The organism is Bacillus infantis NRRL B-14911, from assembly GCF_000473245.1.
In the GTDB taxonomy this organism is placed as follows: Bacteria; Bacillota; Bacilli; order Bacillales; family Cytobacillaceae; genus Bacillus_AB; species Bacillus_AB infantis.
In genome coordinates this window covers 3,456,492-3,476,841 of the sequence record NC_022524.1, presented here as the reverse complement: position 1 = coordinate 3,476,841, position 20,350 = coordinate 3,456,492, and the positions used below count along the sequence as shown (strand labels likewise).

The window sequence follows — 20,350 nt, the reverse complement described above, 5'->3', positions numbered from 1 at the left end:
TGTGGGAGAAGCTATTGTAATTACCTCAGGCAAAGGCGGTGTCGGCAAAACGACTACATCCGCCAACATCGGTACAGCTTTGGCTTTGCAGGGGAAGCGGGTCTGCCTAATTGATACAGATATCGGCCTGCGCAACCTGGACGTGGTGATGGGGCTTGAAAACCGCATCATCTATGATCTGGTGGATGTCATCGAAGGCCGCTGCAAGGTCCATCAGGCTCTTGTGAAGGACAAGCGCTTTGAAGACCTTCTTTATTTGCTGCCTGCTGCCCAGACAAGTGATAAAACCGCTGTAAATCCTGAACAGATGAAAAAGCTGGTAGAAGAGCTGAAGCAGGACTATGATTATATCATTATCGATTGTCCGGCAGGGATCGAACAAGGCTACAAGAATGCCGTTGCCGGGGCAGACAAGGCGATTGTCGTCACGACTCCCGAGGTTTCAGCTGTACGTGATGCCGACAGGATCATCGGCCTGCTCGAAAAGGAAGAGAATGTCGAAGCGCCCAAACTTGTCATCAACAGGATCCGCAGCCATATGATGAAAAATGGCGATATGCTGGATGTCGATGAAATCACGGCCCATCTATCCATCGACCTGATTGGGATCGTGGCAGATGACGACGAAGTCATCAAAGCATCCAACCACGGCGAACCGATCGCACTCAACCCGAACAGCAAAGCATCCGTCGCCTACCGCAACATCGCCCGCCGCATCCTCGGCGAAGCCGTTCCGCTCCAGCAGCTCGAACAAGAAAACACAGGCATGCTCACCAAACTGAAAAGATTTTTTGGAGTAAAATAGGAGTATCAAAGTTATTAAGGGCTTTAAATTGATCTTATGACCTAGCACTTTGGTGCCGTAAAAGTTTAAAAATCCTGTTGATTGGAGTGCAAGGCACGAAGACTCCTGGGGGAAATAGCGGAAAAGTTGAGACCCCACAGCGCACAGCGCGAGGAGGCTCAACTCCGCCCCGCGGAAAGCGAAGTGCCTGGAACGCAAATCAACAGCCTCATACTAAAGCGCAACAAAAAATCTGTTTAATACGATTGGTCTTCAGTAAAAAAGTCGGTAATCTCCGGCTTTTTTTGTTTCCTTTTTTAACTGTTCCCAATCGTTGATATTCTCCCAATCTCTCCGCCTCTTTCTCCCCCAAAATGTCATACTCCCCCCAAACCCCTCATAGACTTGTACAAATCAGTTTAGGGACAGGTGGGGAGATCATGCGTTCAAGAGCAGATGAAATACGCAAAAGAATCGAAAAACGGAAAAAAGACCAGGAACGGATCAATAAACAGTTGCAGCACAGGCTTCCCTGGGCAGAAGAGGAAGAAAAGCACGGGTTTGGAAAGATGCCTGCCTATAAAGCTTCCTCTCCTGAAGGAGAGCATCCCCTTTTTAAAAAAGAAGTATTTTTCTTTAAGCTGCTGGCATCAGCATGCCTCGTTCTAGTCACAGCCATCCTTTTCAAAAATCCGTCAGCTGCCTTTGAGCCGGCCAAAAACTTTGTGGCCAAAACGATGGAGACTGACTTTCAGTTTGCCGCTGTGTCGGAATGGTATGAAGAGCAGTTCGGGGAGCCTTTGGCGCTGGTGCCTTTTACGGATTCAAAAAAGGAGAGGGACGAGTCAGCTCCCGCCCAGGAATATGCGCTCCCAGCCTCCGGCAAAATTCTTGAGGAGTTCGATGAGACAGGCCAGAGGGTGACGATTGAGGTCGCAATCGATTCAAATGTGGAATCAGTAGAAGAGGGGCTTGTTAAGTTTGCCAGCAATAAAGAAGGATTCGGGAAAACCGTCATTGTCCAGCATGCTGATAAAACTGAGACATGGTATGGAAATTTGAGCGAGATCAAGGTCAATCTTTATGATTATATCGGCAAAGGTGTCGCAGTGGGAACAGCAGCTGAAGTGCCGGAGAGCGGCAAAGGATCTTTTTATTTTGCGCTAAAGCAAGGCGATGATTTTATCGATCCGATCCAGGTGATGCAATTTGACTAAAATGCTCAGTCTATTCCGGTATATCCACATTCATCCCCTGCTGTGGGCTGTCATCGGGCTGGCAGTGGCAACGGCCCGTTTTCAGGAGGTGATGATGCTCCTCCTGATTGTCTTTGTGCACGAAATGGGTCATGCCTGGGCGGCAGCCCGCTTTTCATGGCGAATTAAAAGAATATCATTGCTTCCATTTGGCGGAGTAGCCGAAATGGATGAGCATGGAAACAGGCCGCTGAAGGAAGAAGCGGCCGTTATTTTGGCCGGGCCTCTCCAGCATGTCTGGCTGATTGCCCTTTCCTACATTCTTTATAGTATGTCAGTGCTGGACGGGGCACTGTTTGAGCTTTTTTTTCAATATAATATCATGATTCTGATTTTCAATCTTCTGCCTATCTGGCCGCTTGATGGGGGGAAGCTGCTGTTTTTATACCTGTCCCAAAAGAAGGCGTTCCCAGATGCCCACAAACAGGCCTTAAGGATTTCACTTGGGGCAGCCCTTATTTTTGCTGCGGTTATGCTGCTGGCAGCGCCCCTTAATCCGAATGTCTGGATTGTGCTCGGCTTCCTGCTTTTTTCCCTGCATTTTGAATGGAAGCAGCGGCGGTTTATTTTTATGAGATTCCTGCTTGAGCGGTATTATGGAAACCGGAATGAGTTCAAAGTACTGAAGCCATTGATCGTCAAAGAGGATGAGATGGTTGTCGAAGTGCTTGAGCGTTTCCAGCGCGGCACCAAGCATCCGATTATTGTGGAAAATGATGGAAAGGAGCATGCAGCACTTGATGAGAATGAGCTCCTTCATGCCTATTTTTCCGAAAAGCTTACCACAGCACGAATGGCTGATTTGCTTTATGCCTATTAAAGCTTGATAATAATAGACAAAGATTTTTAGATATATCAAAGCGGGGAATAAAGTTGAAAAAATTAGTCATCAATTACGCAACAAGGGAAAAACGTTATGCAGTTCTGAATGAATCGGGCAAGCCGGAAAAGCTGATCATTGACCAGCCGAAAAATCTATCCGCAGTAGGCAGCATTTATCTCGGGACGGTCGCAAAGGTGCTGCCTGGGATGAATGCTGCTTTCGTTGAGATTGGGGAAGAAAAGAGCGGGTTTCTGCACCGCGACAGGCTCGCATCATATGTGCGTTCAGCCGAAGACAAAGAGAAGAAAGACAAAAAATCAATCTCCTCTTTTGTTCGTGAAGGTGAAAAACTGCTTGTACAGGTTGAAAAAGATGCGGCGGGCACGAAAGGTCCCCGGCTTACCAATGTCATTGAATTCCAGGGCGAAAAGCTGATTTATATGCCCTTTGGCCGGTATGTGGCCGTTTCAAGGAAAATAGAGAAAGACTCTGCAAGGGAAGAGCTGAGAACGCTCGGGATGAAACTGAAGGAAGAAGAAGAAGGGCTCATCTTCCGTACTTCTGCTGCAGGAGCATCTGAAGAAGACTTCCAAAAAGAACTGGAGGAGCTTCGTGCAGAACACCGTGAGCTTGCTAAAAAGGCTGCTTCGGTAAAGAAGCCTGCAAAGCTTGCTGAAAAAGAAACCTTCCTGGAGGAAGCGGCAGCTGAGATGGCCAGGCTTGGAGCCGGCGAGGTGGTGGTTGACGACCTTGCTGTAAAGCAGAAACTGGAAAAAGCAGCGGCAGAGTCTGTAGTCCGTTACTATAATAATAAGGAAAGCATTTTCTCTGCCTATAATCTTGACCAGGAAATCGATAGGGCGCTAAAAAAAATCGTCTGGCTTGATAACGGCGCCTATCTTATCTTTGACGAAGCAGAGGCTCTGACTGTCATCGATGTGAATACAGGAAAATACTCCGGCCGGGAAAATCTGCGCGACACGGTTCTCAGGACTAATGAATGGGCGGCGGCAGAGGCTGCAAGGCAGATCAGGCTCAGGGACATCGGCGGCATGATTCTGATTGATTTCATTGATATGAAAGAGGAAAGAGACCGGCAGCATATTTCAAGGGTGATGGAAAAAGAGCTCCGCAAAGATGAGCGGAGGACGAGGATCGTCGGGTTCACTCCGCTGGGCATATTGCAGATTACAAGGAAAAAGACGCGTGCTGCCCTTTCTGAATCGCTTACGGTCAAGTGTACTGCCTGTGAAGGGACTGGGCGGATGGTCAGTGCAGAGACAGCGGCCTTCCGGCTTGAGCGGGAAATTTGGGAAATGCGGGGAAGCGATTATGAAGCCGCCCTGATCAGGCTTTCTGCAGATGTTTTGGATGTTTTTTCGGGCGAGCAGGGTATTCACCGGAAAAGGCTGGAAGCAACATGCGGCCTCAGGCTCTTTTTCGCTGCAGAAGACTCCAGGATTCCTTTTTATGAAATCCGCCAGCTGGGAAGCCTGAAGGAAATTGAAGCAAAGCATAAAAAGCAATAAAGCTTCCTGATTTAAAACCGGGATAATGTATTGACACACTCTCTGAATATATGATAGTATTCTTATGTTATGTTTGTAGCGCACCAAGCTACAACCGCTCAGAGCAGGTATTCAAGTTTTTGCTTTTTGCAAAACGCCTGCAATTGGCGAGTCTTAGTCTATAAGGAGGTGCAGTTCATGTACGCTATTATCGAAACTGGTGGAAAGCAGATCAAAGTTGAAGAAGGCCAAGCTATCTTCATCGAAAAGCTGGACACTGTAGAAGGCGAAACAGTTACTTTTGACAAAGTTTTATTCGTAGGCGGCGACAATGTAAAGGTAGGAAGCCCTGTAGTTGAAGGCGCTACTGTAACGGCTAAAGTTGAAAAACAAGGCCGTGCAAAGAAGATCATTGTCTTCAAATACAAAGCGAAGAAAAACTATCGTAAAAAGCAAGGTCATCGTCAGCCGTTCACTAAAGTTGTGATCGAAAAGATCAACGCATAAGGTTTGGCTGTATGATCCATACGACGATTATTCGTACTGAAGCCGGCCGCGTCAGGTCTTTTTCATTGAGCGGGCATGCCCTTTTTGCCAACCATGGCAAAGATATCGTATGTGCAGGCGTTTCTGCAGTGTCCATCGGTGCCATCAACAGCATCATGGCGCTGACAGGAGTCGAGCCTGACATCGAACAGGGAGACAGCGGCTTTCTCCGATGCGACATTCCGCAGGATCTTCCTGAAGAGACGCAAGAGAAAGTCCAGCTTCTGCTGGAAGGCATGATTGTTTCATTGGAGACGATTGAGCGTGAGTATGGCAAGCACATAAAAATAACCTTCAAAAAATAGGAGGTGAAACAAATGCTAAGATTAGATCTTCAGTTTTTCGCTTCTAAAAAAGGAGTAGGTTCTACAAAGAACGGCCGTGACTCAATCTCTAAGCGCCTTGGCGCTAAGCGTGCAGACGGTCAATTCGTATCCGGCGGTTCTATCCTTTACCGTCAGCGCGGTACAAAGATCTACCCTGGAGTGAATGTTGGACGCGGAGGCGACGATACTCTTTTCGCGAAAGTGGACGGAGTTGTCAAGTTCGAGCGTGTAGGCCGTGACCGCAAGCAAGTGAGCGTTTATCCAGCTGCTCAAGAAGCTTAAGCTTACCACAGAAAACTCTAACCGACAGGTTAGAGTTTTCTTTTTTCCTTTAGATGCGATTCCAGCGATAGGGCTGATGATCAAGCGTGGACCGCGGAAAGGGCATGGATCCCCCATCGGGCTGCCGTGGCTTTTCCGCGGTTCGCCGGCTTGTGCCCGGCTGCCTTGAATTCTTAATTTTAACAGGAAATTGCTTACTCCCATCTTCTTTTTTGATATACTATCAGCAGGCAATCTTATGACACTAATAATTGTGTAGGAGTGCATTTATGGAAAAAGATTGGAGCACAGTTGAGGTTTTGCGGCATGCACGCCATGACTGGATGAATAAAATACAATTAATTAAAGGAAATCTTTCCCTAAGCAAATATGACAGAGCCAAGGAAATCATCGATGAAATCGTTGTAGAAGCCCAGAATGAAGCAAAGCTTTCCAACTTGAATATTCCTCAATTTGCCTCCCTGCTGTTTACCTACAATTGGGAAAACCATTCGTTCCAGATTGAGTATGAGGTGCTGGATGATGTCAAGTGCAGAAAACTGGATGACCAGTTCCTGGAGAGCTGGACAAGGTCCTTTTTTGCAAGGCTGGACGATTCGGTCAAACCCTTTCATGATAACCATTTATCGGTATTGATAGAGCCTCAGGAGGATGGAATCCGTTTGTTTTTTGATTTTAGCGGAATAATAACAGAGAGAGAATCGATCAGATCTTATCTGGGAGAGCAGCACCAGGCCATCAGGATGAAGATGGAGGAGCTGTCTGAGCAGGAGCTGGCCCTGGAAGTGTTTATGCCATTCAGCAGGGGATTGGAGTAGCTGGGTGCGCCCGGAAGGGGATACGCTGAGCCTTGCTTAGGGCAAAGCAGATTTTTACTGCTGTAGCTTCGCATTTTTGTGTACATACAGCAGACAGGAGGAGTTTTTAATATGTTTGTCGATCAAACGAAGATATATGTGAAAGGCGGAGACGGAGGCAACGGGATGGTTGCTTTCCGCCGTGAAAAGTACGTGCCTAAGGGCGGCCCTGCCGGCGGGGACGGAGGCAAGGGTGCAGATGTTGTGTTTGAGGTGGAAGAAGGCCTGCGGACCCTGATGGATTTCCGCTATAACCGCCATTTCAAAGCATCCCGCGGGGAACATGGAATGTCCAAAAATCAGCATGGCAGAAATTCAAAGGATATGATTATCAAGGTTCCGCCGGGAACGGTTGTGACCGATGCGGATACAAAAGAAGTTATAGCAGATCTGACTGAGCATGGGCAAAGGGCCATCATCGCAAAAGGCGGACGCGGAGGGCGGGGCAATACCAGATTCGCTACTCCTGCCAACCCTGCGCCGGAGCTGTCAGAGCATGGCGAGCCTGGCCAGGAGCGGGAAGTAGTCCTCGAACTGAAGCTTCTAGCTGATGTCGGGCTTGTCGGATTCCCAAGTGTCGGGAAATCTACCCTGCTTTCGGTTGTATCTTCAGCAAGGCCAAAGATTGCCGAGTACCATTTTACAACAATCGCCCCGAATTTAGGGATGGTTGAAACAGAAGATGGAAGAAGCTTTGTAATGGCAGACCTGCCCGGGCTGATTGAAGGGGCGCACTCAGGCGTTGGACTGGGGCATCAGTTCCTCCGCCATATCGAAAGGACCCGTGTCATTGTCCATGTTATTGATATGGCAGCAGTGGAAGGCCGGGGTCCGTATGAGGATTACCTGACAATCAATAAAGAGCTGAAAGAGTACAATCTTCGCCTGACAGAGCGTCCGCAGATCATTGTAGCCAATAAAATGGACATGCCGGAAGCTGAAGAAAATCTGAAGGAATTCAAGAGCAGGCTGACTGATGATCACCCGATTTTCCCGATCTCCGCTTTTACAAGGCAGGGCCTCAGGGATCTGCTGTTTGCTGTTGCAGACAAGATCGAGGAAACGCCTGAATTCCCTCTCATGGAAGATGAAGAAGAGGATAATGGCATTAACCGGGTTGTCTATAAGCATGAAAAGCCTCAGACTGAGTTTGTAATCACAAGGGATCCGGACGGAAGTTTCGTCCTTTCAGGCGATGCTGTCATCAAAGTGTTCAAGATGACCGATTTTTCACGGGAAGAATCTGTCCGCCGTTTCGCGCGCCAGCTGAGGGGCATGGGCGTGGACGAGGCACTGAGGGAACGCGGAGCCAAGGATGGCGACACGATCAAGCTGCTTGAGTTTGAATTTGAATTTGTTGAATAGCATATAAAGCCGCTGCGCCGGAACCGTGACGGGCCGGTGCAGGCTTCATGGCTTTTTCAAGGAAAAATTATACATACATAGACACTGCTTTACGCGAAGGGGTGAAAGGAATGAGACAGGATAAGTCAGATAGGAAATTTTATTTGGTCCGTGAAGATGTCCTTCCGGAAGCCATGAAAAAAACGCTTGAAGCGAAGGAAATGATTGATAGAGGGAAAGCGGAATCGGTGTGGGACGCTGTCCAGAAGGTCGACTTGAGCAGAAGTGCCTTCTATAAGTACCGGGATACGGTCTTCCCTTTTCATACCGTGATCAAAGAGCGGCTTATCACCCTGTTTTTCCATTTGGAGGACAGGTCAGGAACATTATCTCAGCTGCTTGGGATTGTTGCATCCTCAGGCTGCAATGTTTTAACGATTCATCAGACCATCCCTCTGCAAAGCAGGGCGAATGTCACCATGTCTCTCAATACGAGCGGGATGGGAATTGAAATCGATGAGCTTTTGGCCAGGCTGAGAAAATTGGAATTTGTTGAAAAAGTAGAGGTGCTGGGATCAGGTGCATAGCCATATTCCCGGCGCCTTTTTTTAAAACCGGGCGGCATCCCCTGCAGGTTTGTAGAGTTTTATCCATTCCCATCTTGAAAACTAAGGACATACACAGTGTAAAGTGTTAAAGTATATAAAAAGGGACTGTGGATTTGTTTGGGAGGAGTATTGACTATGAAAGCAGGCTATCTTGGGCCAAAGGCTACATTCACTGACTTGGCAGTAAGGGCGATGTTTCCGGAGACGGAATCTATCCCTTACCGCACCATTCCAGGCTGCATGGACGCGGTCCTGAATGAAGAAATTGACTTTGCGGTTGTTCCGATTGAGAATGCGCTTGAAGGATCTGTCAATATTACGCTGGATTATTTGGTTCATGAAGTGGATTTGCCGATCTGCGGGGAGATAACGGCTCCAATCAGCCAGCATCTGATGGTGCATCCGGAGCATGCAGAAGAGTGGCAGGATACTGAAATCATTTACAGCCATTCACATGCAATCGCCCAATGCCATAAATTCCTGCACCAGGATTTGAGGGGCATCCCGTCAGAAAATATGACCTCGACGGCTGCTGCCGCTCAATTTGTGAAAGAGAATCCGGAAATGAAGGCAGCCGCCATTGCCAATGAACTCGCGGCAGAGGAATATGGATTGGTTATTGTAAAAAGGAATATTCATGATTTTCAATATAACCACACCCGCTTTGCTGTTATTTCGAAAAAGCCTGTCAAGCTTGATAGAACAAAGGCGCTGGGCTTTAAAACGACCGTTATGGCCACCTTGCCCTCAGACCGGGCAGGTGCGCTTCATCAGGTTTTATCTGCATTTGCCTGGAGAAAGCTGAATTTGACCAAGATTGAATCAAGGCCGATGAAAACGGGGCTTGGCAATTATTTTTTCATCATTGATATTGATATGGAAGCCGATGATATCCTGATACCGGGAGCGGTAGCAGAGCTGGAAGCGCTGGGATGCGGAGTGAAAATACTGGGAAGCTATCCGTATTACCAGATTGGCAGGAAAACGAGGGATAAGGCGTCCAATGCGCATTAATTACTAAAAGAAAGGCCGGGCTGCTGAAGCCCGGCCTTTTTGCGTATTAGGATGAACATCCGCTCTACGGAAGGTCAACGAGGAAAGCAGCTTCCGAAAGGGCCTGTTCTGCAGCATCCAGAATTGCCTCAGAAGGAGCAGTGATGGTATGGAGGTGAAAGCCTCCGGTAAGCTCTGAGAGGAAGGAAGCATTGGTTTTCCTGATTTTTTCCAAAAACTGTTTGACTTCCCGCCGGTTGGAAACCATGATGGATGCTGTGAGGTCCCCATATACAGGATGCTCAATCTTCACATCCTTAACAGTTGCCCCGTGGTCTACAAGCAGATTCAGCTCCTCTTCTGTCTTGTCTGGAGAGTGGGAGCAGGCGACCGTCCGTTCGAACAGCTGGGCGGGAGGAACCTGCTGAAGATAGAGGTATCCCTGGCTGGTGGCAATGATCGGCTCATTCTTTGCCTTAAGAAGCGTGATATCGCCGACGATGACCTGCCTGCTAACATTCGCTTTTCTGGCAAGCTCGCTCCCTGTGACTGGCTCCTGGCGGGATTTCAGGAGATCCAGCAGCATAGAGCGCCGTTCATCCCCCAGAACTTTTTTCTGTCCGTTCATACAAAACTCTCCTAACACCTTTTATAATGAACCATTTTAACACAGCATTTTCCTGAAAGCGATCATTCAGCGGCAGGCTTGTGCCGGCTGTAATCCCTGATGATGCCGGCAATTGTGCTGCCAAGTTCTCTGATTTCCTCAAAGGAAGAATCCCGCCCAAAGGAAATACGGATAAATTCCTTTGCTGCAGCATCTTCTATCCCCATCGCCTGCATGGTCTTGGAAGGATTCTGCATGCCTGTCTGGCAGGCGCTTCCTGTTGATATCGCAAATCCTCTCCGATTGCATTCAAGCATCACCCATTGTCCTTCAATCCCGCTGATCCCAAGCCCGACCGTAGAGGCAAGCTGCTCCCCGGAAAAGCCGGAACCATATACCGAAATAGGCAGGTCCGCCTCTTTCAGCACGCCAAGAAATTCTTTCCTCTGCCTGTAAGCAAGCGCCGAAAAGTCAGCCATGGTGCTGTATGCCTTGCCTGCGGCTTCTGTCATAGCCGCTATCCCTGGGACATTTACAGTGCCGGGCCTGAAACCATTCTCATGCGAACTGCCTGGATAATAAGGCTTCCAGGAAAGATCGGGTCTGATGTATACAGCTCCAGCCCCTTTCGGTCCGTAAAATTTGTGGGCAGAAATTGAAAGGCTGTCGACATGCCCAAGAATGCCGGCCAGCTCCATTTTTCCAAAAGAATGGACCATATCGCTGTGCAGCAGAATTCCATTATTCCGGCAAAGTGCGCTTATTTCTATCATTGGCTGGATGGTCCCGATCTCGGAATTGCTGTGCTGAATGACAGCCAGCACTGTATCTTCCCTTATAGCAGCTTCAAAGTCGGAAATTCTTATTCTTCCTTTTTCATCAAAAGGCAGGAGTGTTATATCACAGCCTTCTTCCTCAAGCCGCCTGAGTGTACTGTGGACAGAAGAATGCTCTGCCTTGCCTGCTATGATGTGCTTTCCTTTCTTTTCCGCAGCAGAAAGCAGTGCATGGATGGCAAGGAAATTTCCCTCGCTTCCCCCGCTTGTAAAAAAAATCCCTTCCTTCTCGGCACCGAGCATGAGGGACAGCTGGGAACGGCAGCTTTCGAGAAGGGAAGCTGCCCGGCTGCCGGTGTCATGCAGGCTGCCTGTATTGCCGAAATATTCCCCGGCCGCTTTTACATATACATTTGCCGCATCCTGATCTAATGGAGACGTCGCAGCATAATCAAAATATTTCATCGTAAACCAGCTTCCAATCTATGAATATTAAAAATCACTTGTCATAAGTTTAATTCTATGTAAATATAGGTGTCAAGACACCTGTAAAACAGGAGGAAGAAAATATGGCAAATCGCACCGATGTGATTATCATTGGAAGCGGTGTGGCGGCTTTGCAAATGGCAAAGGAGCTCAGCCGTGATATGAATGTGATTATTTTCACAAAATCTAAAGCGACAGATAGCAATTCTTATATGGCCCAGGGCGGCATAGCGGCAGCTCTTGGCAGCAAGGACAGCCCTTCTCTTCACTTAAAAGATACATTGGAAGCGGGCCGCTGGCATAATGACGAGGACGCAGCAAGGCGTATGACAGAAGCCGCCCCCGGATTGATCAATGAATTGCTTGCATCCGGCTGTTCATTCGACAGAAGTACAGCCGGCGAGCTTCTCCTGGGAATGGAAGGGGCACACCGGGAAAAAAGGATTGTCCATGGAGGCGGCGATGCAACAGGAAAAAAGCTGATAGGGTTTTTACTGGGACAAACAAATGAAAAAGCTTTGATCATTGAAGACTTTTTTGTCTATGATCTTCTGACAAATGATTCCGGCTGTTATGGGGTGAGGGGCATAGGGCAGGATGGGAAACAGGCTGAATTTTATGCAGATCACATTGTGCTGGCAACAGGGGGCTGCGGCCAGCTGTATAGTTATACCTCCAACGCCGCAACTGTCACGGGGGACGGAATCGCCTTGGCATACAGGGCTGGGGCAGAGGTTGCAGATATGGAGTTTATTCAATTTCATCCAACATTATTGTCAATCGGCGGAAAAGGCGCAGGCCTGATCTCTGAAGCTGTGAGGGGGGAAGGCGCAAGGCTTGTCACAGCTGATGGCCGCGCGATCATGGAGAACGTCCACCCTATGAAGGATCTGGCTCCGCGCCATATCGTGTCGCAAACCATTTTCGAGTATATAAATAGCGGAATTGACATTTTTCTTGATATTACCTCTATCGGGAATTTCGCTTCCCGGTTCCCGACAATAACGGAGATGTGCAGGCAAAACGGGATATCCCTTGAACGGGGGCTTTTGCCGGTCATTCCCGGCAGCCACTTCCTGATGGGCGGAATCAGGACCGATCTGGACGGCAGGACGTCAGTCAGCGGCCTTTATGCCATAGGAGAGGCTGCCTGTACAGGTGTCCATGGGGCGAACCGGCTGGCGAGCAATTCTTTGCTCGAAGGACTTTATTTTGGAAGGCAGCTTGCCCGGTATATCTTATCATGTCGGGTGCAGCCCAATGAGGCGGGATCCAGGAGCGTAGAGACAGACGATTCCCGCCCTTTGCCATACCTGCCCAATATCGGGGAAATAAAAGAGCGCATGATGATGAATGCCGGGATTGTCCGGACCGCCTCCGGCCTTCTTGCACAAAGGGAATGGCTGCAGAGATTTGGAGCGGAAAAGTGGGTCAGTGCTTCGCTTGAAGGGTATCGCCGGGAGGATATGAAGGTTATCTTCATGCTGATTGCCTCATGGCTCATCACAGAAGCGGCCTTAAAAAGGACCGAAAGCCGAGGAGGGCATTTCCGAAGCGACTTTCCATTTGAGGATGACCAGAAATGGCTGAGAGTACAAATAATCCAGCAGAAAGATCAAAAAGAAGAGGATGGGGAAAATGAACAGATTAAAGCTGCGGCTGCTACTTGAACAATTTTTTCTTGAAGACATCGGGGACCGGGACGTGAGCAGTGAATTAATATTTGGGGAAGAAGAGCAGGGGGAGATTGTGTTTTTGGCCAAGGAAGATGGCGTTTTCTGCGGAGCTGATATCCTTTTGACAGGCTTCCCTTTACTGGACAGCAGCATTGATATTGATTTAATCGCCAGGGACGGCGGGCAGATAAGAGCCGGCCAGACTCTTGCAAGGGTGAGAGGTCCGGTTCACAGCCTCCTGAAAGGGGAGCGTGTTATCCTGAATCTGCTGCAGCGGATGAGCGGGATTGCAACAAGGACAAATGAAGCCGTACAGTTAATGGCCGGAAGCCGCACGAGGATCACGGATACAAGAAAAACGACCCCGGGTTTGAGGATGCTGGAGAAATATGCAGTTCGTACAGGCGGAGGCTTTAACCACCGGTATGGATTGTATGATGCTGTCATGATCAAGGATAACCATATTTCCTTCGCAGGGAGTATTTCTAATGCTGTCGAAGCGGTGAGGTCGAGACTTGGCCACATGGTGAAAATAGAGGTTGAAACAGAAACGAAGGAACAGGTGCTTGAGGCGGTTAAAGTGAAGGCGGATGTCATCATGTTTGACAACCGGTCACCAAAAGAAATCCGGGAATGGCTGCCGCTCGTCCCGGAAGGAATCACAACAGAGGCATCAGGCGGGATTACGATGGAGACACTTGCCGCTTATGGGGAAACAGATGTTGATTATATCTCGCTCGGTTTTCTCACACATTCTGTCAAATCGCTGGATATCAGTGTGAAAGTCAAAATGCTTCAGGAGGTAAAAGGATGAATATTTTTGAGATAGCAGAGCAAGGGGCAAAGATGCTGCCGGAAAAATATAAAACAATGCCAGCAGAAGAGCTTGAGGAAAGGGTCCGGGCTGTAAAAAGCAGGCTTGGAAAGAAGCTCTTCATCCCCGGACATCATTATCAGAAAGATGAAGTCATCCAATTTGCCGATGCTACCGGAGATTCGCTGAAGCTTGCCCAGCTCTCTGCTGAGAATAAAGACGCAGAGCATATTGTCTTCTGCGGGGTCCATTTTATGGCTGAGACAGCGGATATCCTGACTACAGAAAGTCAGAAGGTCTACCTGCCTGATATGAGGGCTGGCTGTTCCATGGCTGATATGGCCGATATCCGCCAGACTGAGAAAGCGTGGAGCCGGCTGTCTGCCATGTTCGGCGATACGATGCTGCCTCTGACTTATGTAAATTCAACAGCCGCGATCAAAGCATTTGTAGGTGCACATGGAGGGGCCACCGTTACCTCGTCGAATGCAGAAGAAATGGTGGAGTGGGCGTTTACACAAAAAGAAAGGCTGCTTTTTCTGCCAGATCAGCATCTTGGGAGGAATACAGCCTTCAATCTGGCTATCCCGCTTGACAGAATGGCCGTCTGGAATCCCATCTCTGAAATTCTTGAATACGAAGGCAATCTGGAGGAAGTAAAGGTTATCCTTTGGAAAGGTCACTGCTCTGTCCACGAAAACTTTACAGTGGCAAACATCGAGCAGGTCAGGGCAGACTATCCTGGCATGAAAATCATCGTGCATCCTGAATGCCGGAGAGAGGTAGTCGAACGTTCTGACTTGGCCGGATCAACCAATTTCATCATCCAGGCAATCGAAAAATCAGCTCCGGGGACCCATTGGGCAATCGGGACTGAAATGAATCTTGTGAACAGGATTATTCAATCCCATCCGGACAAAAAGATCATCTCACTCAACCCGAATATGTGCCCCTGCCTGACCATGAACAGAATCGACCTTCCGCATTTGGCCTGGTCGCTTGAGATGGCGGCGGAAGGAAATGCTGTGAACAGGATCACAGTTTCGGAGCCTGATGCTTCCAATGCAAGGCTTGCCCTTGAAAGGATGCTTGCACGGTCCTGACAAATAAATATCGGAGGTTTTCAGCAGTCCCTCTTCTTCCTTGTTATATGGCAAGCCTGCCATTCATATCATTGAAGACGAAGGGACTGTTTTATTTAGTTTTTCAATTGATGCATGGCACCGCTGCAAGGCTTGAGGCGCAAAGTTTATCCGGAACCGCATAAGTTTTTTTGATAATGATTAGCAATTTGCCCATTCCGTCATACAATGTATGGACTTATGCATAGGAGGGATATCAGAGTGAAGATCCATATCGTACAGAAAGGGGATACTCTTTGGAAGATCGCCAAGAAGTACGGCGTGAACTTTGAAGAGCTGAAGAAGATGAATTCGCAGCTCAGCAACCCTGATATGATTATGCCCGGGATGAAGATAAAAGTTCCTACAGCAGGGGGAAGTATAAAGAAAGAAGCCCCGATGGGAATGTCTCCTGAAGCAAAAATCAATATGGGCGCGAAGAAGGAAATGCCAACAACAGAGCATCCTTTTGCAAAAGAAAAGCCAATGCAGGCTGTGGAAGCGCCGCAGCCAAAGAAAGAAGCACCAAAGCCGCAGGTGACGGCTCCAAAGATGGAACAGCCGAAAGCACCTTTTGTTCCAAAAATGCCGCAGCCGATCATTCCGGATATTGATATCAACAATTACTATATGATGAACATGCCTGCCCCTAAACCGCAGCCAAAACCGCAGCCAAAGCCAAAGGCCATGCCGAAACAGGAATACAAGCCGAAGCCTCTGGAAGAGCCGGCAGCCCAGATGCCGATCACCATGCCAAAGCAGCAGCCGCAGCTGCCGCCGAAGCCAATGAATATTCTTCCCGGCATTAAACCGGCTGGTGAAGAAAGCCCTGAGATGGAAAGTCCAGAAACAGCGCAGATGCCGCTGCAAGGAGGTTATAAACAGCCTATGTACCCTTATCAGCCAAACTATTATCAAGGATCTCCGGTGAACCCGGGGCATGGTTATCAGCAGCCTGGCCATTATCCTCAGGTTCAGGGGGCTTCCATGCCATACCAGCAGCAGATGCCATACGGCATGATGCCTGGAATGGAAGGTGCCGGCCAGATGCAGCACCATTATGAAGAATCTTCATCTTTTATGCCTATGGCAAACACGAATCCGATGTATGCCCAGCCTACAGGTGTAATGGGAATGTCAGATCAGCAGCAGCAGCTGCCATTATCTCCTATGTCCCAGCAGCAGCTTCCGCTCCAGCCGACGCAGACCATGCCTGCCATGCAGCAGCAATATCCATTTCCTCCATACCCAGCCTGCCTTCACCCGGTTTCACCAGTAATGCCTGGCCCTGGCTATGGTGCCTGTGAACCGGGTATGCCATACGGATATCCTCAGCAGCCTATGGTACAGGGAGCGATGGAGGGATATGAGTCTCCTTCTATGGCCCAGATGCCATTAATGCCTTCGCAAAGCCAAATGCCGCTCATGCCTTCCGAAGCCCAGATGCCTCTCATGCCTCAGCAGGGCGTCCAGGGAATGTCTGATGACTGCGGATGCGGCTCAGGCATGCCGCAGATGATGCCGGGCATGCACCATGGTATGCAGCCAGGAATGCACCATATGGGGATGGGCATGCCGCAAATGGGCTATGGAGCCCCGTACCAGCCTCAGTATGGACAGCAGATGGGCTTCGGCCAATCGCCATACATGGGCCAGCCGCAGGGATATGGCCCGATGGGCGGCCAGGCATTCGGAATGCCGCGCTTTGACGATGAAAGCTATGAATTTAATGGTTAAAAGCTGGGGAGACGATTCTTATTGCAATCGTCTCCTCTCCTATTTACGCCAAATCCTCCCTTTTCCCGTTAAAGAACTCTCACCGGTCAGAAACAATGTCATGCTGATTGATACCGGGCAGGACATGTATGTGGTGAAAGGGTATTCCTCTTATCAGCGCCTTAAAATTCAGGAGGCTTTCACCTCTTCCCTCAAAAAAGAAGGTTTTGATTCTGCCTGCAGCTTTGAAACAGTGTCATCCGTCCAGCCGCTTTATGATGGGATGTATTACTATGGAGTCATGAAATACATTGTCCCGGGTGACTCTTTTTCTTATCATGATGAAGCTGACCGCAGTGCCGGACTTGAACTGTTATGCCGGTACCACCAAACAGCTGCGAAGGTGGCCGGTCGCTATGATCGTGTCCTGCCGCGTTTCAGCCAGATTGAAAAATGGCGTGAAAGGGCAGCGCTGTTTCTGAACAATCAGCCAGTGGTTAAATTTTTCGTCCAGAAAGAAATGATTGAAGAGCTGATGGGCTGGGCGGATTGGTCCCTGAAAGGCATGGAGCGGGAAAAAGCATTTTTTGAAGCTGAAAATGAAACAGTCCTTCACGGTGATGTGGCCCACCATAATTTTCTTAGGGATGAAAACGGTAAAGTCCATTTGATCGACTTTGATTTAATCAGCATCGGAGCAGTATGCATGGACTATCTTCAATATGCCAACCGGATCCTGCCGTTTATTGGCTGGTCTGCCGAAGCGCTGAGAGAGTATGATGTTTTGTCTCCGTATCTCAGCAAAAAGGGGTTTATTTTTGCTCTGGCGTTTCCCTCCGACATTTTCCGGGAATGGAACAGATTAGTCAGAGAAAGGACATACAACGATCCTTATAAAACAAGGCAGCTGCTCGATATGACTGCAGGGCAGTTTACCGAAAGGAAGGCTTTCATCAAAGAGCTGATGGACCTTGCGAATGACCTGCCTGATTAGCTGGACAAAACTTTCAGGATGAAATCAAACCTTCGCCGGAAAGCTATTAATGAGCACAGCTCAAAATTGGCGAAGGGGGTCACCCGCTTGAACCAGAAATTTCTGGCAGTACCATTTGCAGCATTATTAAGCCTTGGCCTTGCAGGCTGCGCTATGGGAGGAAACGGCGGAGATACAGCTTCTGAATCGGGTCATCGCACAGAGTCGCTTGGGGCAGGCATGGACCGGGATAAGAATCCGTCCAGTCCGCTTGCAGCCTATGATAAGAATTTCTACCAGCATGATAATCGCTTCAGCCACAGTGATGCCAACTACCACGGGCATCTTGATGATAATACAAGGGAAGCAAAAAGATCCTATTATACGGCTTACGAAGGGCAGCTTGCGGAAAAGATAGGCGATGAAACAGCAGCCGTCAGCAATGTGGAAGACGTCCGTTCTGTCGTTTACGGAAGCGATGTCCTGATTGCAGTCGATCTGGCCGACTACAGCAGGGAAGAGGAGACAAAGCAGGACATACAGCAGGCTGTGTCCCCTTATCTGCGGGGCAGATCCTGTACAGTGGTGGCGGACGAAGGCACCTTCAGCCGCATCCGCAATATAGACAATGACCTGCGGGATGGCGGGCCAAGAGAGCAGATTGACCTGGACATCAAGGATATGTTCCATTCGCTCAGGCACAGGCTCAATGGCAATGGCCGCTGATTTTTGAAAAAGCAGAGCTGCGGCTTTGCTTTTTCTTTACATAAAAAAATAAAGGGAGGACAAGGAGTTGAAAAAAGAAAATAAACAGGAAAAAATTCTGGTCGTCATATTATTTACCGTCGCTTTCCTTTTAATGTTATCCATGCTGAGGAGGCTGTTTTTCTAAAATTGAAGCTCCTATTATCCCTAAAAAAAATTGGCATATTTAATGTGAAGCTGGAAACAATAAAAATAAAGTTTTGGAAACCAAACCAGGGGTGATCTGTTATGAGAACCAATCCAATCCGGCTGCTTGCCTCATTTCTCCTGATAGCTGTATGGTTTGCTGTAATTGCAGGTACAGAAACAGGAATCCTGGTGCGTGCATCTGAAAGCGGCCCGCTCGAGCTCTCAGTCATACTGGAGAGAGTGTATCTCGACGGGGAAATGAGCGAAGAAGAAATTCAGGAAACCGTGTGGTCCCTGGAGGATTTCTGGTCCAAGTATGACGAATGGCAGCTGGTTGAAATGGATGAAGGCCAAATGGTTTTCCGCCAGCAGGTGGACGACATTTCACCTTTATTAAAATCGAACGGGTATTTTGGATTGACGGATGAAGGCATTTTGACCATCTATAACGGCAGGCCGGACAAAAGCCGAATCATCCAGTCATTTTTTCAGATTGATATAGGGAAGCTTGAAAGCAAGAAAAGGGAACAGCTTGAAAAAGGCATCCCAATCATGACGAAGAACAGGTATGTGGAGGTGCTGGAGGCCTTCCAGTCTTATTCAAAAAGCGGAAGCGGCCAGTAGCATAAGCAGAGTGAAGATAGAAAAGCCCTGGTCCAATTGGCCAGGGCCGGCTTCATTACTTTTCATAGCCTGTTATTACATAATTTTCGTCTTGCATTTCCACTGTATAAGCTGCATTTTCGGCAGTTGTCACAGTGGCTTTGTCTGCATCGCCCTCAATCTTAACGTCTTCCTGTGTTGTATCAAGGAAAGAAGGATTGAAGAACGGCTCAGTATTGACTATCATCTTGCCATCTTCAGATTTCTGGTCTGTAGCATAGTGCGCATACATTTCTTTTGCCAGATCTTCACTGTAGTATTTTGAAAGGAATGCGGATGCAGAGCTTTCATCTGCAAAGCTTGAGTTGATGACGATCGTTTCTTCGTCAGCAGCGGTTTCTTTGTTGAATACTTCGTTTACCTTCAGCTCCGCAATGCGGACGCTATTATAGATCTTTGATTTAGCAGCATCATTCAGTTCAGCTGTCTTTTCTTCAGCAGCTTTTTCTTCTTTGCCCTCATCTTCATTTGAAGAGCAGCCTGCAACGGCAAATAATAGTGTGAAAATTGCTAAAAGAGATAATAGTTTCTTCAATTCGGTGACCCCCAGTCATTTTTTAAAACCTCTCCCATTATATAGAAATAACCCTGAAAATTGCAACTTTTTTCTTCGGCAAATCTTTGTAGTATGATAGAATGAGGTACAGAAAATTTGGGGAGCGAGACATTTGTTTGAATATATAAAAGGCACGGTCGAATTTATCGGCCCTGAATATATAGTGGTCGAAAATAATGGATTAGGCTATCAGATTAGCACACCCAACCCATTCAGCTATTCAAATAAGCAGGGAGGGGAAATCCAGATTTTCACCTATCATTATGTAAGGGAAGATATTTTCGCTTTATACGGCTTCCATTCCCGTGAGGAAAAAATGCTGTTTACAAAGCTGCTGAACGTTTCCGGCATCGGGCCAAAAGGAGCCCTTGCGATCCTTGCATCCGGAGAGCCGGCTCAGGTCGTCCAGGCGATTGAGGACGAAGATGAAGCGTTCCTGGTCAAATTCCCGGGAGTGGGCAAAAAAACGGCGCGCCAGATGATACTTGATTTGAAAGGCAAGCTTCAGGAGGCGATTCCGGACTTCTTTCCCAATCTGTTCAATCCTGATGCAGCCAGGCCTGCTGCTACAGGAAGCGCTGCTCTTCTTGAGGAGGCCATCCTGGCACTCAGGGCTCTTGGCTATTCGGAAAAAGAGGTCAAGCGCATAAAACCGGCATTGGAAAAAGAGAAGCTTACAACAGATGAATATATTAAAAAAGGCTTGCAGCTGCTGCTTAAGTAGGACGGAAGTCTCCTTTT

The 20,350-nt window shown here is 48.3% G+C and carries 22 protein-coding genes and 1 other annotated feature; of the genes, 19 read left to right on the top strand and 3 right to left on the bottom strand.

Annotated features, from left to right (window positions below):
• Position 1: 1 nt before the first annotated feature.
• From minD to pheA, 11 genes are all read left to right on the top strand, one after another.
• Positions 2 to 805, top strand: a complete 804-nt coding sequence (gene minD, locus N288_RS17625; RefSeq protein WP_009796097.1) for a septum site-determining protein MinD — start codon at positions 2 to 4, stop codon at positions 803 to 805.
• Between the two features lie 419 nt (positions 806 to 1,224).
• Entirely contained in the window at positions 1,225 to 2,001 is a 777-nt protein-coding gene (locus N288_RS17620; RefSeq protein WP_009796099.1) for a M23 family metallopeptidase, read from the top strand.
• Positions 1,994 to 2,860: a M50 family metallopeptidase gene (locus N288_RS17615; protein WP_022544232.1), complete on the top strand. Its 867-nt coding sequence runs from the start codon at positions 1,994 to 1,996 to the stop codon at positions 2,858 to 2,860. The genes N288_RS17620 and N288_RS17615 overlap by 8 nt, the downstream gene beginning before the upstream one ends.
• Positions 2,861 to 2,913: 53 nt before the next feature.
• Positions 2,914 to 4,392 (top strand): Rne/Rng family ribonuclease, encoded by a 1,479-nt coding sequence (locus N288_RS17610; protein ID WP_009796102.1) that lies wholly within the window; start codon positions 2,914 to 2,916, stop codon positions 4,390 to 4,392.
• Positions 4,393 to 4,474: 82 nt separating this feature from the next.
• Positions 4,475 to 4,556, top strand: a sequence feature (ribosomal protein L21 leader region).
• Between the two features lie 13 nt (positions 4,557 to 4,569).
• A complete protein-coding gene (rplU, locus tag N288_RS17605) occupies positions 4,570 to 4,878 on the top strand; it encodes a 50S ribosomal protein L21 (protein WP_009796103.1) in 309 nt (102 codons plus the stop codon).
• A gap of 11 nt (positions 4,879 to 4,889) precedes the next feature.
• Entirely contained in the window at positions 4,890 to 5,222 is a 333-nt protein-coding gene (locus N288_RS17600; protein WP_009796104.1) for a ribosomal-processing cysteine protease Prp, read from the top strand.
• Between the two features lie 12 nt (positions 5,223 to 5,234).
• Positions 5,235 to 5,525, top strand: a complete 291-nt coding sequence (gene rpmA / locus N288_RS17595) for a 50S ribosomal protein L27 (RefSeq protein ID WP_009796105.1) — start codon at positions 5,235 to 5,237, stop codon at positions 5,523 to 5,525.
• A 269-nt stretch (positions 5,526 to 5,794) separates the two neighbouring features.
• A complete protein-coding gene (locus tag N288_RS17590; RefSeq protein WP_009796106.1) occupies positions 5,795 to 6,343 on the top strand; it encodes a sporulation initiation phosphotransferase B in 549 nt (182 codons plus the stop codon).
• 111 nt (positions 6,344 to 6,454) lie between these two features.
• The gene (obgE, locus tag N288_RS17585) at positions 6,455 to 7,747 is read left to right on the top strand and encodes a GTPase ObgE (RefSeq protein WP_009796107.1); all 1,293 of its coding nucleotides are present in this window, start codon (positions 6,455 to 6,457) and stop codon (positions 7,745 to 7,747) included.
• 110 nt (positions 7,748 to 7,857) lie between these two features.
• Complete coding sequence (locus N288_RS17580; RefSeq protein ID WP_035403585.1) at positions 7,858 to 8,313, top strand: ACT domain-containing protein; 456 nt, start codon at positions 7,858 to 7,860, stop codon at positions 8,311 to 8,313.
• A gap of 156 nt (positions 8,314 to 8,469) precedes the next feature.
• The gene (gene pheA / locus N288_RS17575; protein WP_009796109.1) at positions 8,470 to 9,348 is read left to right on the top strand and encodes a prephenate dehydratase; all 879 of its coding nucleotides are present in this window, start codon (positions 8,470 to 8,472) and stop codon (positions 9,346 to 9,348) included.
• Between the two features lie 64 nt (positions 9,349 to 9,412).
• On the opposite strand, the gene N288_RS17570 is transcribed toward pheA, so the two are convergent.
• Together N288_RS17570 and N288_RS17565 are read right to left on the bottom strand one after the other, a co-directional pair.
• Entirely contained in the window at positions 9,413 to 9,955 is a 543-nt protein-coding gene (locus N288_RS17570) for a transcription repressor NadR (protein WP_009796110.1), read from the bottom strand.
• Positions 9,956 to 10,017: 62 nt separating this feature from the next.
• Positions 10,018 to 11,175, bottom strand: coding sequence for an IscS subfamily cysteine desulfurase (locus tag N288_RS17565; RefSeq protein WP_009796111.1), 1,158 nt, complete (start codon positions 11,173 to 11,175; stop codon positions 10,018 to 10,020).
• A 104-nt stretch (positions 11,176 to 11,279) separates the two neighbouring features.
• On the opposite strand from N288_RS17565, the gene nadB reads away from it, so the two are divergent.
• The 7 genes from nadB to N288_RS17530 all read left to right on the top strand — a co-directional run bounded on the left by nadB (position 11,280) and on the right by N288_RS17530 (position 19,014).
• Positions 11,280 to 12,866 carry an L-aspartate oxidase gene (gene nadB / locus N288_RS17560; protein ID WP_022544231.1) on the top strand — a complete coding sequence of 529 codons (1,587 nt, stop codon included), beginning with the start codon at positions 11,280 to 11,282 and terminating at the stop codon, positions 12,864 to 12,866.
• The gene (nadC, locus tag N288_RS17555) at positions 12,835 to 13,686 is read left to right on the top strand and encodes a carboxylating nicotinate-nucleotide diphosphorylase (protein WP_009796114.1); all 852 of its coding nucleotides are present in this window, start codon (positions 12,835 to 12,837) and stop codon (positions 13,684 to 13,686) included. Before nadB ends, nadC begins: the two co-directional genes overlap by 32 nt.
• Complete coding sequence (gene nadA, locus N288_RS17550) at positions 13,683 to 14,789, top strand: quinolinate synthase NadA (protein WP_009796115.1); 1,107 nt, start codon at positions 13,683 to 13,685, stop codon at positions 14,787 to 14,789. Before nadC ends, nadA begins: the two co-directional genes overlap by 4 nt.
• Positions 14,790 to 15,029: 240 nt before the next feature.
• Complete coding sequence (gene safA, locus N288_RS17545; RefSeq protein WP_022544230.1) at positions 15,030 to 16,544, top strand: SafA/ExsA family spore coat assembly protein; 1,515 nt, start codon at positions 15,030 to 15,032, stop codon at positions 16,542 to 16,544.
• Positions 16,528 to 17,517, top strand: a complete 990-nt coding sequence (locus tag N288_RS17540) for a phosphotransferase (protein ID WP_069358531.1) — start codon at positions 16,528 to 16,530, stop codon at positions 17,515 to 17,517. Before safA ends, N288_RS17540 begins: the two co-directional genes overlap by 17 nt.
• Positions 17,518 to 17,604: 87 nt before the next feature.
• Positions 17,605 to 18,222 (top strand): YhcN/YlaJ family sporulation lipoprotein, encoded by a 618-nt coding sequence (locus tag N288_RS17535; RefSeq protein WP_022544228.1) that lies wholly within the window; start codon positions 17,605 to 17,607, stop codon positions 18,220 to 18,222.
• Positions 18,223 to 18,489: 267 nt separating this feature from the next.
• A complete protein-coding gene (locus N288_RS17530; protein WP_009796121.1) occupies positions 18,490 to 19,014 on the top strand; it encodes an intercompartmental signaling factor BofC in 525 nt (174 codons plus the stop codon).
• A 55-nt stretch (positions 19,015 to 19,069) separates the two neighbouring features.
• On the opposite strand, the gene N288_RS17525 is transcribed toward N288_RS17530, so the two are convergent.
• A complete protein-coding gene (locus N288_RS17525) occupies positions 19,070 to 19,588 on the bottom strand; it encodes a hypothetical protein (RefSeq protein WP_009796122.1) in 519 nt (172 codons plus the stop codon).
• A 133-nt stretch (positions 19,589 to 19,721) separates the two neighbouring features.
• Here N288_RS17525 and ruvA point away from each other — a divergent pair, with 133 nt between their 5' ends.
• The gene (gene ruvA, locus N288_RS17520; RefSeq protein ID WP_009796123.1) at positions 19,722 to 20,333 is read left to right on the top strand and encodes a Holliday junction branch migration protein RuvA; all 612 of its coding nucleotides are present in this window, start codon (positions 19,722 to 19,724) and stop codon (positions 20,331 to 20,333) included.
• Positions 20,334 to 20,350: the final 17 nt, after the last annotated feature.

Coding starts and splice junctions, on each gene's coding strand:
- N288_RS17620 (WP_009796099.1), top strand. CDS start 1,225: ATGCGTTCAAGAGCAGATGAAATACGCAAAAGAATCGAAAAACGGAAA.
- rplU (WP_009796103.1), top strand. CDS start 4,570: ATGTACGCTATTATCGAAACTGGTGGAAAGCAGATCAAAGTTGAAGAA.
- N288_RS17600 (WP_009796104.1), top strand. CDS start 4,890: ATGATCCATACGACGATTATTCGTACTGAAGCCGGCCGCGTCAGGTCT.
- rpmA (WP_009796105.1), top strand. CDS start 5,235: ATGCTAAGATTAGATCTTCAGTTTTTCGCTTCTAAAAAAGGAGTAGGT.
- N288_RS17590 (WP_009796106.1), top strand. CDS start 5,795: ATGGAAAAAGATTGGAGCACAGTTGAGGTTTTGCGGCATGCACGCCAT.
- obgE (WP_009796107.1), top strand. CDS start 6,455: ATGTTTGTCGATCAAACGAAGATATATGTGAAAGGCGGAGACGGAGGC.
- N288_RS17580 (WP_035403585.1), top strand. CDS start 7,858: ATGAGACAGGATAAGTCAGATAGGAAATTTTATTTGGTCCGTGAAGAT.
- pheA (WP_009796109.1), top strand. CDS start 8,470: ATGAAAGCAGGCTATCTTGGGCCAAAGGCTACATTCACTGACTTGGCA.
- N288_RS17570 (WP_009796110.1), bottom strand. CDS start 9,955: ATGAACGGACAGAAAAAAGTTCTGGGGGATGAACGGCGCTCTATGCTG.
- N288_RS17565 (WP_009796111.1), bottom strand. CDS start 11,175: ATGAAATATTTTGATTATGCTGCGACGTCTCCATTAGATCAGGATGCG.
- nadB (WP_022544231.1), top strand. CDS start 11,280: ATGGCAAATCGCACCGATGTGATTATCATTGGAAGCGGTGTGGCGGCT.
- nadC (WP_009796114.1), top strand. CDS start 12,835: ATGAACAGATTAAAGCTGCGGCTGCTACTTGAACAATTTTTTCTTGAA.
- nadA (WP_009796115.1), top strand. CDS start 13,683: ATGAATATTTTTGAGATAGCAGAGCAAGGGGCAAAGATGCTGCCGGAA.
- N288_RS17540 (WP_069358531.1), top strand. CDS start 16,528: ATGAATTTAATGGTTAAAAGCTGGGGAGACGATTCTTATTGCAATCGT.
- N288_RS17530 (WP_009796121.1), top strand. CDS start 18,490: ATGAGAACCAATCCAATCCGGCTGCTTGCCTCATTTCTCCTGATAGCT.